Origin of the sequence: Flavobacterium sp. GSB-24 (assembly GCF_027924665.1) — a bacterium.
Lineage (GTDB): Bacteria > Bacteroidota > Bacteroidia > Flavobacteriales > Flavobacteriaceae > Flavobacterium.
In genome coordinates, this window is record NZ_AP027043.1 from 2,519,711 (window position 1) to 2,533,401 (window position 13,691).

The 13,691-nt window shown below is 32.1% G+C and carries 11 protein-coding genes; 4 read left to right on the forward strand and 7 right to left on the reverse strand.

From position 1 onward, the window contains the following. Positions 1–8 precede the first annotated feature (8 nt). Together QMG60_RS11055 and QMG60_RS11060 are read right to left on the reverse strand one after the other, a co-directional pair. A complete protein-coding gene (locus tag QMG60_RS11055) occupies positions 9–350 on the reverse strand; it encodes a hypothetical protein (RefSeq protein WP_057118966.1) in 342 nt (113 codons plus the stop codon). Positions 351–546: 196 nt separating this feature from the next. Continuing rightward, on the reverse strand, positions 547–2,106 hold the full coding sequence (locus QMG60_RS11060) for a L,D-transpeptidase family protein (RefSeq protein WP_281867857.1): 1,560 nt from the start codon (positions 2,104–2,106) through the stop codon (positions 547–549). 292 nt (positions 2,107–2,398) lie between these two features. Here QMG60_RS11060 and QMG60_RS11065 point away from each other — a divergent pair, with 292 nt between their 5' ends. Then, the gene (locus QMG60_RS11065) at positions 2,399–5,839 is read left to right on the forward strand and encodes a methylmalonyl-CoA mutase family protein (RefSeq protein ID WP_281867858.1); all 3,441 of its coding nucleotides are present in this window, start codon (positions 2,399–2,401) and stop codon (positions 5,837–5,839) included. Between the two features lie 510 nt (positions 5,840–6,349). After that, positions 6,350–7,900 carry a reverse transcriptase domain-containing protein gene (locus QMG60_RS11070; RefSeq protein ID WP_281867859.1) on the forward strand — a complete coding sequence of 517 codons (1,551 nt, stop codon included), beginning with the start codon at positions 6,350–6,352 and terminating at the stop codon, positions 7,898–7,900. Between the two features lie 223 nt (positions 7,901–8,123). Here QMG60_RS11070 and QMG60_RS11075 read toward each other — a convergent pair whose 3' ends face one another. Next, a complete protein-coding gene (locus tag QMG60_RS11075; protein ID WP_281867860.1) occupies positions 8,124–8,438 on the reverse strand; it encodes a hypothetical protein in 315 nt (104 codons plus the stop codon). Between the two features lie 192 nt (positions 8,439–8,630). Here QMG60_RS11075 and QMG60_RS11080 point away from each other — a divergent pair, with 192 nt between their 5' ends. Further along, positions 8,631–9,038, forward strand: a complete 408-nt coding sequence (locus tag QMG60_RS11080) for a helix-turn-helix transcriptional regulator (RefSeq protein WP_057118949.1) — start codon at positions 8,631–8,633, stop codon at positions 9,036–9,038. A gap of 78 nt (positions 9,039–9,116) precedes the next feature. On the opposite strand, the gene QMG60_RS11085 is transcribed toward QMG60_RS11080, so the two are convergent. The 4 genes from QMG60_RS11085 to QMG60_RS11100 form a co-directional block, all read right to left on the reverse strand. Then, positions 9,117–9,503 (reverse strand): hypothetical protein, encoded by a 387-nt coding sequence (locus tag QMG60_RS11085; RefSeq protein ID WP_057118948.1) that lies wholly within the window; start codon positions 9,501–9,503, stop codon positions 9,117–9,119. Positions 9,504–9,876: 373 nt separating this feature from the next. After that, positions 9,877–10,278: a DUF3244 domain-containing protein gene (locus tag QMG60_RS11090; RefSeq protein ID WP_281867861.1), complete on the reverse strand. Its 402-nt coding sequence runs from the start codon at positions 10,276–10,278 to the stop codon at positions 9,877–9,879. Between the two features lie 468 nt (positions 10,279–10,746). Beyond that, positions 10,747–11,151 (reverse strand): T9SS type A sorting domain-containing protein, encoded by a 405-nt coding sequence (locus QMG60_RS11095; RefSeq protein ID WP_281867862.1) that lies wholly within the window; start codon positions 11,149–11,151, stop codon positions 10,747–10,749. 550 nt (positions 11,152–11,701) lie between these two features. After that, positions 11,702–12,067 carry a T9SS type A sorting domain-containing protein gene (locus tag QMG60_RS11100; protein WP_134140784.1) on the reverse strand — a complete coding sequence of 122 codons (366 nt, stop codon included), beginning with the start codon at positions 12,065–12,067 and terminating at the stop codon, positions 11,702–11,704. A 449-nt stretch (positions 12,068–12,516) separates the two neighbouring features. Between QMG60_RS11100 and QMG60_RS11105 the strand changes: the two genes are divergently transcribed. Further along, positions 12,517–13,389, forward strand: coding sequence for an AraC family transcriptional regulator (locus tag QMG60_RS11105; protein WP_057118937.1), 873 nt, complete (start codon positions 12,517–12,519; stop codon positions 13,387–13,389). Positions 13,390–13,691: the final 302 nt, after the last annotated feature.

Below are 13,691 nucleotides of genomic sequence, written 5' to 3' on the forward strand. Positions count from 1 at the left end.
CGTATTTATTAAATAGTAAACTCAGGATTGTAAACTGGATTATTTTTATTCAATTCTGCCAGAATGATTTGGGTATAATCTTTTCCTCCTTTAATTAAAAAATAAAAAGATTTAATGACATAAACTGGCCCCCACGGGAAAGCTCTCCAGCCTAAGGCTAAATTTTTAAAGAAATGTTTTAAGGCATATTTAAAAGTTTTTTCTTCTGGGCGAACAAAATAAATATTTGAGCCTTTAAATTTTTTCATCAGTTTTGAAATAGTATTAGGAAAAATAACAAATCTTCCGCCTTGCTGCACTAATACATTTATCTCAAACATTGTTAGACCTTCGATATTATTTGTTTTCATAATAATTAGTTTTAAGTATTATAAAATTAGTGGTATAATTACAGGGCAAAATTCGTGAAGTTTATAGAAGTAAATTGCCTCTAAAAGCTTTAATAGTAATAACTTAAGTTTTTTTTTGGGGTTACTAAAAAAGACTAAAAAAGAGAGAAACTATCAAAAAATGATAACTTCTCTCTAAAATTTAATAGAATTTATATTATTGACCTACAACAGCATTTTCGCCAGTTAACTCTTTGTCTTTTTCATAAACATCCTGGAAGAAACCAATTTCACCATTTTCATTTACTAATGAAGTAAAATAGGTAATATAAATGGGTACTTTTTTAGTCAATTTAAAACTATTTTCTGTTTTTCCAGCCATAGCTTTATCAATTTTTGCAGGTGTCCATTCTGGATAATCTTTAAGCATTGCAACAGCCAATTCTTTTGCCATTTTTACATTTATACAACCGTGGCTGAAAGTTCTTTTTTCAAAATCGAATAAAGTTTTAGATGGCGTATCGTGCATGTAAATATCGTCTTGGTTTGGAAACATAAATTTCACTAACCCTAAAGAGTTGTCTGGTCCTGGTTTTTGTCTCACTTGGCCATTTACCATTTCCATATTTTTTTCTGCAAGATAATTAGGATCTGCAGCAATTTTAGATTTCAATTCGTTTTGTACAATACTTTGAGGAACTGTCCAATATGGGCTGAAAACGATTCTGTCAATTTCTCCATTAAAAATGGTTGTTTTTGTCAAAGGTGCTCCAACAAACACACTCGAAGTCAATTCTACTTTTCCGTTTTTCACATAAACCAATTCAAAAGAAGGAACATTTACTAAAACATACTCATCGCTGGCTGCAATTTGAGCCGAAATTGCTCGGCATCTTTCCATGTTTAATTTCAAAGTCTCTACTCTGTCGGACAGCGGAATATTCATTTCATTAATATGCTCTTCTGCAAGAATATAGTTAGGTTTAAATCCGTTACGAACTTTGTATTTCATCACAGCATCCATTAATTCACGATCGTACACGTTGCTTTTAGAATCACTTTTTAAATCTCCTAATAAATACAAACGGGTTCTAACTTGAGCGATAGTGCTCGAAACAGCATCTGGACGTAACTCTTTATAAGGTGTTTCTTCTGGAACAATTGGTTTCCATTTATTTGATCGTTCTAATCTTTTGTATTTTTTTAGAACGTCTTGTAATTTATAATATTGGTCATATTCTACTTTAACGTCTTCTGTTGTTGTTGAAGCAGTAGCTTCTTCGATGGTACTGTAGTTTAAGAAATCTTTCAACATTGCGTCGTAAGACAATTTTTTCTTATCTGCATTACTTTTTTTAGCATACACTACATATAAAGAACTTAAAAGCATATCTGCATCTGTTTTAGATAGCTTTGTTTCAGATGATCGGTCAAAAAGTTGATCAATTTCTTTTTGGTAAGGAATAACTAAATCATTTGTTTTTTTTGCTTTTTCATACAAAACAGTTCCAAATTCGTTAATATCATCTTCGTCAAACCAAATAGTTCCTAGAGTTCTGTTTTTGTACAATGACATTACATCAGATTTGTATTTTTTCAAATCAGAATATCTTTTAAAGAAGTCATTGGAAACTTTATCGTTTACATCATCATTGTTGTAAACAACCAAAGCGTTTGATGTTTTTTTATCTGAAAGAGTGTTTTTTTCAATTCTATTAAAAGAAGATATAAAGAAACTCAAACCTAAAATTACGGCGAATGAATAATATGTTTTCATTTTTTAAATTTTTACGTTATTACTTTTTATGTTAAGTTGTTTGGTAAAAATTTGGGGCTTTTCTACAATGCTAAATTACTCTAGAACGTCTTGTAACATGTTTCCTGATTATGTTTAAATGTTGCGAAATTGCCATGTCTTTAAGCTTTCTTTAACTATATCAATTAGTTACGTAAAATGTTACCCTTTTGGATTGCGAAATCGATTTATTTTTGTTAAGATAAGCTTATAGTAGGGATCGAATATTAAAATATTTTGTAAATTGCCCTCATAAAATTATCATATTCATAAAATGGAACAACAAATACCATATATTCCTAAAAATAAAGTAAGAATTGTCACTGCTGCTTCGCTTTTCGACGGACATGATGCCGCCATAAATATTATGCGTCGTATTATTCAGTCAACAGGAGTTGAAGTAATTCACCTAGGCCATGACAGAAGCGTTGAAGAAGTGGTAAATACCGCTATTCAAGAAGATGCCAATGCTATTGCTATGACATCTTACCAAGGCGGGCACAATGAATACTTTAAATATATGTATGATCTGCTTCATGAAAAAGGAGCGGGGCATATAAAAATATTCGGCGGCGGCGGCGGTGTAATTCTGCCAAGCGAAATTGCCGAATTGCATGAATATGGTATTACCAGAATTTATTCTCCAGACGACGGACGTTCTTTAGGTTTGCAGGGAATGATTAATGACTTGGTTGAACGTTCTGATTTTCCTATCGGAGATCAATTGAACGGAGAAGTAGATCACATCGAAAATAAAGTGCCTACAGCCATTGCACGTTTGATTTCTGCTGCAGAAAACTTCCCAGAAATTGCAAAACCTGTTTTTGATAAAATTCACGAAAACAATACGAGTTCTAAAATTCCAGTTTTAGGAATTACAGGAACTGGTGGAGCAGGAAAATCTTCTTTGGTAGATGAATTGGTTCGTCGTTTTTTAATTGATTTCCCAGAAAAAACAATCGGATTAATTTCTGTCGACCCTTCGAAGAGAAAAACAGGAGGAGCACTTTTAGGAGACAGAATTCGTATGAATGCCATAAATAATCCACGTGTTTATATGCGTTCGCTGGCAACTCGCCAGTCGAATTTGGCTTTGTCTAAATATGTAGCCGAGGCGATTCAGGTTTTAAAAGCCGCAAAATACGATTTGATTATTTTGGAAACTTCGGGTATTGGTCAGTCTGATACTGAAATTATGGATCATTCTGATGTGTCCTTATATGTAATGACACCAGAATTTGGAGCCGCAACACAATTGGAAAAAATCGACATGCTTGATTTTGCCGATTTAGTGGCTTTAAACAAATTTGATAAACGCGGCGCACTTGATGCTTTGCGCGATGTAAAAAAACAATATCAGAGAAATCATAATCTTTGGGATAAAAATCCTGATGAAATGCCGGTTTTCGGAACAATCGCTTCTCAGTTTAACGATCCAGGAATGAACACGCTTTACAAAGCGATTATGGATAAAGTGGTGGAGAAAACCGATTCTGATTTGAAATCGACTTTTGAAATCACCAAAGAAATGAGCGAGAAGATCTTCGTGATTCCGCCGGGAAGAACACGTTATTTATCTGAAATTGCAGAGAATAACAGAAGTTATGATGAAATCGCACTTTCGCAGCAAAAAGTAGCGCAGAAATTATACGGAATTTTCAAAACCATCGAATCGGTTTCTGGGAAAGTGCCGCAGATCACAAAAGCAGGAATTGACGATTCGACTGTTTTAACTGCAGGATTTCAAGAACACGACGAAAATAGAATCTTTTTAAATCTTTTACTGAATCAATTCGATAAAGTAAAAATGGATTTAGATCCGTATAATTGGGAGATTATCTTGAATTGGGATGAAAAAGTAGCGAAATACAAAAATCCGGTTTATAGTTTTAAAGTCCGTGATAAAGAAATCAAGATTGCCACGCATTCTGAAAGTTTATCGCATTTACAGATTCCGAAAATTGCTTTGCCTAAATACGAAGGCTGGGGCGATATTCTGCGTTGGAATTTACAGGAAAATGTTCCTGGCGAATTTCCGTTTGCTTCGGGATTATATCCGTTTAAACGTGAAGGCGAAGATCCGTCAAGAATGTTTGCGGGCGAGGGCGGACCAGAAAGAACTAATAAACGTTTTCATTACGTAAGTGCAGGAATGCCTGCAAAACGTCTTTCGACTGCTTTTGACAGCGTAACCTTATACGGAAACGATCCAGATTTACGTCCAGATATTTATGGAAAAATAGGAAATGCAGGAGTTTCAATCTGCTGTCTGGATGATGCGAAAAAACTATATTCAGGTTTCGATTTGGTTCACGCTTTAACTTCGGTAAGTATGACCATCAACGGACCAGCGCCTATGCTGTTAGGTTTCTTTATGAATGCCGCAATCGATCAGCAATGCGAATTGTACATCAAGGCCAACGAATTAGAAAAAGAAGTTGAAGCTAAAATCAACAAAATATATAAAGACAAAGGAATCGAAAGACCAAAATACCAAGGCGATCTACCAGAAGGAAACAACGGTTTAGGATTAATGCTTTTGGGCGTTACGGGAGATCAGGTTTTACCTTTGGATGTTTATAACGAAATAAAAGCCAAAACTTTATCGCAAGTTCGTGGAACGGTTCAAGCCGATATTTTAAAAGAAGATCAGGCGCAAAACACTTGTATTTTCTCAACCGAATTTGCTTTGCGATTAATGGGCGACGTTCAGGAATATTTTATTACCAAAAACGTTCGTAATTTCTATTCGGTTTCGATTTCAGGATATCATATTGCAGAGGCGGGAGCAAACCCGATTACGCAATTGGCATTTACACTTTCAAATGGTTTCACTTACGTGGAATATTATTTGAGCCGAGGCATGAACATCAACGATTTTGGACCGAATTTATCGTTCTTCTTCTCGAATGGAGTAGATCCAGAATATTCGGTTATTGGTCGTGTGGCGCGCAAGATTTGGGCAAAAGCCATGAAAAACAAATACGGAGCCAACGAAAGAGCACAAATGCTGAAATATCATATTCAAACTTCTGGACGTTCGTTACACGCACAGGAAATTGATTTCAACGATATTAGAACGACTTTACAGGCATTATACGCCATTTATGACAACTGTAATTCATTGCACACCAATGCATACGACGAAGCGATTACAACGCCAACAGAAGAATCTGTACGTCGTGCCATGGCAATTCAGTTGATTATCAATAAAGAATTAGGTTTAGCGAAAAATGAAAACCCAATTCAAGGTTCGTTCATCATCGAAGAATTAACCGATTTAGTCGAAGCAGCGGTTCTACAAGAATTCGACAGAATTACAGAAAGAGGAGGAGTTCTAGGCGCAATGGAAACTATGTACCAAAGATCTAAAATTCAGGAAGAAAGTTTGTATTACGAAACCTTAAAACACAACGGAGATTTCCCAATTGTGGGTGTAAATACCTTCTTGAGTTCAAAAGGTTCACCAACAGTAATTCCGGCTGAGGTTATTCGTGCAACTGAAGAAGAAAAACAATACCAGATTACGATGCTGGATAATCTGCATCAATTCCACGAAGCAAAAGTAAACGAGCATTTAAATACATTACAGCAAGCCGCTATTAAAAACGAAAACTTATTCGATCATTTAATGGAAGCTACAAAAGTTTGTTCGTTAGGGCAGATTACTTCGGCTTTGTTTGAAGTGGGTGGGCAGTATAGAAGGAATATGTAAAGATTTTATTTTTTTTAATATATGGAAAACCTCTCAAGATTTTGGGAGGTTTTTTTATTCTTAGTAGTTTTTTTATTTTAAAATGTGGAAAACCGTACTTTAGTTTGAAAATTATTTGATTAATTTGAAAATTGTAAGAAATAATAGTGAATAAGAGAGGGAGCCGAAAAATACGTTTTATGGTATAGAGTAAATCTAACTCAACATTAAACGCTGTTGAGGAGGTCTAATTTCAGATATGCAAGAGAATATTGAATAAATATCTCCTAAGCAATCTGTTATTCCCAGCGCTGTTAATAACAGATTGCTTAGGGATAATATGACTGGTATGTACTTATAGATGACTGGTTCTTTCATAGAATTTGAATTAATTTGTAAAGTTACAACAATAATTACCCGACTTGAAGGAGCGATGTTTAGGCATCAATAACGCATGTATTTTTCACATAATAAAATTTGTAAAAGCAATGCTTCGTAGTCACCTTCTCTTTTTTCACTTTAAAAATTAATATGGCTGTAAATATACCAGTAGAAAAAAGCAAAGATTGGTTCAAATTAAAAAGGTATCCACATATTGGTTTTCCGTTGAAGTCACACGATCGTGCTGTTTGGATTGAAAATTATGTAACGAATTCTGAAAAAATTAGTAAACATGACTTTCTTCCTTTCATTCATAAAAAAAGTAAAGTTAGAAAATTCAGAAAAGTTTATTCAAAAAAAACAGGGATATTAAAATATACTATTATAGATGGTAAAAAAGTATATCGTGTAGCAAGTAATAAAGAACGTGAATTGTTTTATGCAGGTCATCTAGATTCTTTGGTTTATAGTTATTACGCTGAAAAGTTGACCAAGGATTATGAGAATATAATTTCGGAAAGAAAACTATCAGAAGTAGTTACTGCTTACAGAAAGATTCCGTTGAAAGAAAATTCAAAAAAAAATAAATGTAATATTGATTTTGCAATAGATGTTTTCAAATCAATTGAAGATTACCCTGACAAACATTTTATTGCTATTGCGTTTGATATTACCGGTTTTTTCGACAACTTAAACCACAAAAAACTTAGAATAAAGTGGAATGAAGTTATAGGTAATTCTGAAAAAGATATGCCTAAAGATCATTTTAACGTTTTCAAAAATATTACAAGATTTAGTTATATTGATTTGGTTGATATTTTTAACGAATTTCAAGATAATATTTTTGTTAAAACAACCAAAAATTACAAGAAAGCCATCGCAAGAAAAAAAGTTTCAAAAATTAAATTTTTGAAAAAATCTGAAGCTATTGCATTTTGTACAAAAACAGAATTTATATCCAGATGTAAAAAACTTGTAAAAAAGAATAGGTTTATTAAAGATGAAAATGGTTTAGTTAAAACGAAAGATTTTGGAATTCCACAAGGGTCACCTATCAGTGCAATTTTAGCAAATATCTATATGTTGGATTTTGACTTTGAAATAAATGAACACATAAAAGGTATTAACGGTATATATAAGAGATATTCTGATGATATGGTGGTAATATGCCCATTAGATAAAAAACAAGAAGTGATTTCTCTTTTTAACAAAAAGATTGATGATATTAATTTAAGCATACAAGCTAAAAAAACTCAAGTATTTCATTTTCATCGTGATGGTAATTTATTAAAATGTGGTCAAGAATTTGAAAAACTGATAAATTTTGATAAAAATTTCATTTATCTAGGATTAGAGTTTGACGGTGTTGATGTAAAGATAAAATCAGCTAGTTTATCTGGATTTTATAGAAAAATGAAGCGAACGATTAAAAGAGCAAAACATTTCTCTACTTCTGCTAGTACCAAATATCCAGGTGAACTCTTCAAACGAAGATTATTAAATAGTTTTACATATAAAGGCGCTACCAGAAGAAAAAAATATGTTTATAATGCTAATAAAAAATATTTCGAAGTGTCAGAACACTTTGATTGGGGAAATTTCTTATCATATGCATACAAGGCGCAAGCTATAAAATTCCCAAACAAGATAAAGAGTCAAATTAAGAGGCATTGGAATAAAATAGACAAACTTCTTAAATAATTTAGGCGATAATCGCTCACAGTAGCAAAACAACAAATCCATAAAGTTTGTCATTTCGACGAAAGGAGAAATCTTCGTCCACTGAGCACGCACTGCTGCGCAGCTACTTGCGAAGATTTCTCCTCCGTCGAAATGACAAGATTGCGTAAAAACTTTGCGGCTTAGCTTCCGATAACTATCGGGATTGCGAGATTTTTTAACATTAGAACTCTGCAAATAGAAATCAATTAACAACCTCCCCAACATACCCCAAAAACTCCATTTCATCCATAGGAAACAAATGCAGAATCGTTTCCAAAATCAGACTTACATTAATAGTTGCACTTTTATCTTTTTTAGAAAAATTGTGCATGTCATTATCAAGCGCAAGAATGCATAATTTTAGTAAATCAGTAATAAGACAGCCTAGCTCTAAATAATTGACAACTTTAAATTGTGCGGTATAAGAATGGGCTTCATTGGTTGGTTTTAGTGTCGTAAAATACTGAGCGGTTAATTTTTGTAGCTTTTGTAAAGTTTCAGTTGCATTGTTTTCCATAAGGCGTATATTTTTAATTGGTTTACAATTTGACTTTTATAAATTTTGTATAAGAAAAATTGTACTTTTGTTTGTTTCGGCGAAGGAAGAAATAGATTTTGCTGTACGAAATCATTTTTTGCTGTATCGCACGGCGTAAAATCTGTTTTTTACATTTTACCAATTTTGACACTTTATTATTATCTTTGAATTATGAGCACACTAACAAAACCAAATCATATAGGGCGAAAAATAAGCCGTATTCGTGAACTGCGAGATATGAAACAAGAAGCTTTGGCGCAGGCGTTAGGAACAAACCAGCAAGCAATTTCGGCTATGGAAAACAGCGAAACGATAGAAGAAGAAAGACTTGTTGAGGTGGCAAAAGCGCTTGGTGTATCGGTTGAAGCGATTAAGAATTTTTCAGACGAAGCAGCAATTAATTATTTTAATACTTTCAATGAAAGTCCTAATAATTATTTTGGTCTAAACAATTGCACTTTCAATCCATTAGATAAATTAATGGAAACTGTAGAAGAGAATAAAAAGCTTTATGAGCGTTTGCTGAAAGCGGAACAAGATAAAATCGAATATTTAGAGAAACTATTAAAAAATAAATAATCTTCTTAAATTATTTATTCATAAAAAAAGCACCAGCCAATGACTGATGCTTTTTAACTTTTTGGGCAAAAAGAGTGATTAACGGCGGAATCCTGGGCTATGATTAGCAGATTCGTCTAGTTTCACTGCTTTTACCTTTTTTGCAGCAACTTTAATTTCATGTTTCGCAACTTTGTCGTTTGCTTTCACTTCTAGAACATAAGTTCCAGCTGGAAAACTTTCTAAACTAATTGTTTTTGAAACTTCCAATTTATTTGCTGCAGCGTCTCCTGCATAAAGTAAATTGTGATTCTCGTCGTAGATCGAGAAAGATGAATTCTCAACAGTGTCTAAAGTAAAGCTAACTACTTTTCCGTTTCCTGTTTTGATGTTTAAAATAAAATCACCTTTCCCATCAATGGCATAGGTAAACACAGTCGCTAAAAAAAAGGCAGCAACTAAACCGGCTTTGGTAAATTTTGTCATGTTTTTTTTAATTGTTAATTACTAAATGTGGAACGCGTAAAACTACAAATACAAATTTAATTTTTAGCAAAATTTTAGCATTTTTCGATGCTTAAGTTGCTGAATTGTAATCAGATCTGTGTTTTGTTTGAACTATGTACGTAATTACTGGGCTCGCGGATTACTTTTTTTATGTTTTTTTTTAATGCTTGAAAATCAAACATTTGAATTAATAAGAATATTTTTTCAGAAAGAAATTAGTGTAAAAATTACATTTATATTTTAACGCAAAAAAAACAGCTCCGTAACCAACCGCGAGCTGTTTTTCTTCTTCAACAATAAAATATTCTAATTTTTTCTAACCTTATTTTATACCTGTAAAAAGTATAAAATATTAACGTGTTGCAACGCTTGTGTTTTTAGCAAAACCTGCTTTGTAAACAGAAGAAATCGCAGTTCTTGATAAAGCTGCATTTTCAGTTATTGTAATTTCGTATTTTGCTTTTTTTACGTTGTCTTCAACTTCTAAGAAATAAGTTCCCTCTGGAAATTCTTCTAGGCTGAAAGTTCTTAAGATTCCTTCTTTACCTGAAGCTGTTTCAGAATAAATAAGTGTCCCATCTTTGTCATAAATAGCTAAATTGGCTTTCTGTACTTTGTTAAGTGCGAAAGTGATCAGTTTTCCATTAGCTTTTAATACGTGAAGATTAAATTCTCCATTTCCGTCAATTGCGTAAGTGCTTATTCCTGTGAATAGCAACGCTGCTACTAAACTCAATTTTGCAATCTTTTTCATGGTACTTAGTTTTTAAATTAATAGTTCTAATTCTCCGATGCTAAATTACTTACGAAATAGATGAAAAAGCGCAACTGTGTTTTCCAATTTCTATGCTATATTCTCATTTACGAAACCGTTATAGGTTAAAACTTGAATTATTTTTAACGTTTTTGTTAATTCGGTTATTTTTATTCAAAGTTTTGCTTGATTTTTTATTTACGTTGAATTAAGGATTTATTTACAAAAAGAATTGGTTTTTATCGCAGAGATTCGCAAAGTTTTCACAGAGATTCACAAAGTTTTTTTTACTAAGCTTTTGCGAATCTTCGTGCTTTACTTTGTGAAGCTCTGCGGTAAAAGCTAAAAGTAAAGAGCAAAAAAAAACAGCTCTATAACCACAAAGAGCTGTTTTTAAAACTTTAAAAGTTTTTAAACTTTACTAACTATCTAACCTCACTTTTATACTTTATGAGAGTATAAACTTTTTTAGCGTGTCGCCACACTTGTATTTTTTTCGAAACCTGGTTTATAAACTGAAGAAACTGCATTTTGAGATAATACAGAAACATTATCAGTTACTTTAATTTCGTATTTTGATTTTTTCATATTGTCTTCAACTTCTAAGAAATAAGTTCCTTCTGGAAATTCTTCTAAGCTGAAAGTTCTCAAGATTCCATCTTTACCAGAAGCGGTTTCAGAATATATAAGAGATCCATCTTTATCATAAATAGATAAATTAGCTTTCTGAGTCTGATTAAGACCGAAAGTGATTAATTTTCCATTAGCTTTTAATACGTGAAGATTAAACTCCGCTGTTCCATCAATTGCATATGTGCTAATTCCTGTGAAAAGCAATGCAGCTACTAAACTCAATCTAACAATCTTTTTCATAGTATTTAGTTTTAAAATTAATAGTTCTAATTCTCTGATGCTAAATTACTTCAGTTGTAAGTAAAAAATCACAACTATATTTTCCTATTTCTATGCTGTATTCTCATTTACGAAACCGTTATAGGTTAAAATTTGAATTATTTTTATCGTTTTCGTTAATTCAGTTGTTATTTTTCAACGTTTTTGATGATTTTTAGTTTACATTGAATTAAAGATTTCTTTAATAATTGTAGGAATTGAACAATAAAGGTTAACAGTTAAGCGGCCAAAGATTTTTTATAGCTAGTCATAAAAACGCAAAATTCGCAAAGCTTTGTAAAATAAAACTTTGCGAACTTTGTGTAAATCTTAGCGCTCTTTGCGGTTAAGAAACTATGCGACCCGAAAGTAAAGAGCAAAAAAAAAAAAAACAGCTCAGTAACCACAAAGAGCTGTTTTTAAAACTTTTGAAAGTTTTTAACTTACTAACTATCTAACCTCACTTTTTATACTGTATTAGAGTATAAAACTTTTAAGTGCTGTGAAGTATGCACTTAACCTTAATATTTTCTTAGTTATTTGAAGTAGTTCCTTTTGAAGACAAAACAGAACTATTTGCATTTACAGTAATATCGTATTTTACTTTTTTGAAAGTATCAGCAACTTCTAAAATGTATTTTCCTTGTGGAAATTCTTCTAAGCTGAAAGTTCTCAAAATACCATCTTTACCAGAAGCGTTTTCAGTATAGATTAAGTTACCGTTTGTATCATATATACTAATAACTGCTTTCTGAAGTTGGTTAATACCAAAAGCAATTACCTTGCCATTTCCTTTTAATACATGAAGATTTAGAGCTTCATTTCCATCAATTGCATAAGTACTCATTCCAGTTAAAAGCACTGCACATACTAAACTTAATTTCATAATCTTTTTCATATTCTGTGGTATTTAAATTTTTAGTTCATTTCTCTGAGGCAAAGTTATAGCAGCATGTGTGTTATTTTAACAACTATATTTTCCAATTTATGTGCTATATTCTCATTTACGAAACCGTTATAGGTTAAAATTTGAGTTTAATGTTATGTTTCTGTTAATTTGGTTGTTATTTTTCAAAGTTTTGCAAAAATTGAATACTTCTTAAAATTTCTATATTTCTTACAAAAATTAATATATTTACATTAATTAGCCTTTTAAATAAGATTATTGAAAAAAATACCGATAAAAAAAATGAGACCTGAAAAAAAAGGCAGTTTTGGTATTAATTTCTCAGTATAAAAAATGTGATTTTGATGTAAAATTCGCATTTACGAAACCGTTATAGGTTAAAATTTAAATTATTTTAGGTGTTTTTGTTAAATTTGCTATTATTTTTTAAAGAAATTATCATGAAGACAATTGCCCCAGCTCTTGAAGTGATAACTAACTCATACGGAAGTTCTTTTACCTACACTAAACACGCCGAAAAGACCAATAGCAAAGCTCATTTATGGCATTATCATCCAGAGATTGAGTTGGTTTATATTAATGGCGGGGCTGGAAAAAGACAAATAGGAAGCCATGTTTCTTATTACACCAATGGTAGTTTACTTTTAATAGGAGCCAATTTGCCCCATTGCGGTTTTACAAATGAGAATACAGGTAATACAAATGAAACTGTAATTCATATAAAACCTGAATTTTTAGGAAGTGACTTTTTCGTTGCTCCTGAAATGAAAAAAGTGCAGAATATTTTGAATCAGGCGAAAGGCGGAATCGCTTTTGGCGGTGAAACAAAAAAAAGAATAGGAAAGAAAATTGAAATGATGGAGAATGAACCTCCGTTTCAGCGTTTGATCACGCTTTTGAGTGTGTTGGACGAATTAGAATCGGCTGAGGATTATACCATTTTAAATGCTGACGGATTTTCATTAGAATTGCAGACGCAGGATAACGACCGTATTAATGTGGTTTTTAATTTTGTGAAAGATCATTTTCAGGAATCTATTTCAATAGACGAAGTTTCTAGTTTGGTGAGTATGACTACACCTTCTTTCTGTCGTTATTTTAAAAAGATCTCCAATAAAACATTTACTGAATTTGTGAATGAATATCGTCTGGTTCATGCTTCTAAACTTTTGGCAGAACAGCCAATGAGTATTAACGAAGTTTGCTACGAAAGCGGTTTTAATAATTTCAGTCACTTCAGTAAATCGTTTAAGCAATACACAGGAAAAAGCGCGTCGCAATACCGACACGAGCATAAGATTATAATTAGCTAGTTTCTGATTTACCATTAATAGCAAGAATAAATAAAATAAATAAATCCGATTGATGATTTCAATCGGATTTTTTTTTTTTTTTTTTGCCACAGATTAAAATGATTTTTTTTATCTATATAATCTGCTAAATCTTTGAAAGTAAATTTTTCCCGCAGATTCAGCAGATCAAGCAGATTAATCTGTGGAAATCCTTTAATCTGTGTCAAAATAATTCGTGCTAATTTGTGAAATTCGCGGCAAACAAAAAAAAACACCTAGTCGGATTTTTCATATGTTTTATTCTGAAAAAAGGTATATTTACA

What these genes read in the sequence shown, in the direction of transcription:
- QMG60_RS11085 (WP_057118948.1), bottom strand. Translation starts at nt 9,503, where the DNA reads ATGACAAAATTTACCAAAGCCGGTTTAGTTGCTGCCTTTTTTTTAGCG.
- QMG60_RS11075 (WP_281867860.1), bottom strand. Translation starts at nt 8,438, where the DNA reads ATGGAAAACAATGCAACTGAAACTTTACAAAAGCTACAAAAATTAACC.
- QMG60_RS11095 (WP_281867862.1), bottom strand. Translation starts at nt 11,151, where the DNA reads ATGAAAAAGATTGTTAGATTGAGTTTAGTAGCTGCATTGCTTTTCACA.
- QMG60_RS11100 (WP_134140784.1), bottom strand. Translation starts at nt 12,067, where the DNA reads ATGAAAAAGATTATGAAATTAAGTTTAGTATGTGCAGTGCTTTTAACT.
- QMG60_RS11065 (WP_281867858.1), top strand. Translation starts at nt 2,399, where the DNA reads ATGGAACAACAAATACCATATATTCCTAAAAATAAAGTAAGAATTGTC.
- QMG60_RS11080 (WP_057118949.1), top strand. Translation starts at nt 8,631, where the DNA reads ATGAGCACACTAACAAAACCAAATCATATAGGGCGAAAAATAAGCCGT.
- QMG60_RS11105 (WP_057118937.1), top strand. Translation starts at nt 12,517, where the DNA reads ATGAAGACAATTGCCCCAGCTCTTGAAGTGATAACTAACTCATACGGA.
- QMG60_RS11090 (WP_281867861.1), bottom strand. Translation starts at nt 10,278, where the DNA reads ATGAAAAAGATTGCAAAATTGAGTTTAGTAGCAGCGTTGCTATTCACA.
- QMG60_RS11070 (WP_281867859.1), top strand. Translation starts at nt 6,350, where the DNA reads ATGGCTGTAAATATACCAGTAGAAAAAAGCAAAGATTGGTTCAAATTA.
- QMG60_RS11055 (WP_057118966.1), bottom strand. Translation starts at nt 350, where the DNA reads ATGAAAACAAATAATATCGAAGGTCTAACAATGTTTGAGATAAATGTA.
- QMG60_RS11060 (WP_281867857.1), bottom strand. Translation starts at nt 2,106, where the DNA reads ATGAAAACATATTATTCATTCGCCGTAATTTTAGGTTTGAGTTTCTTT.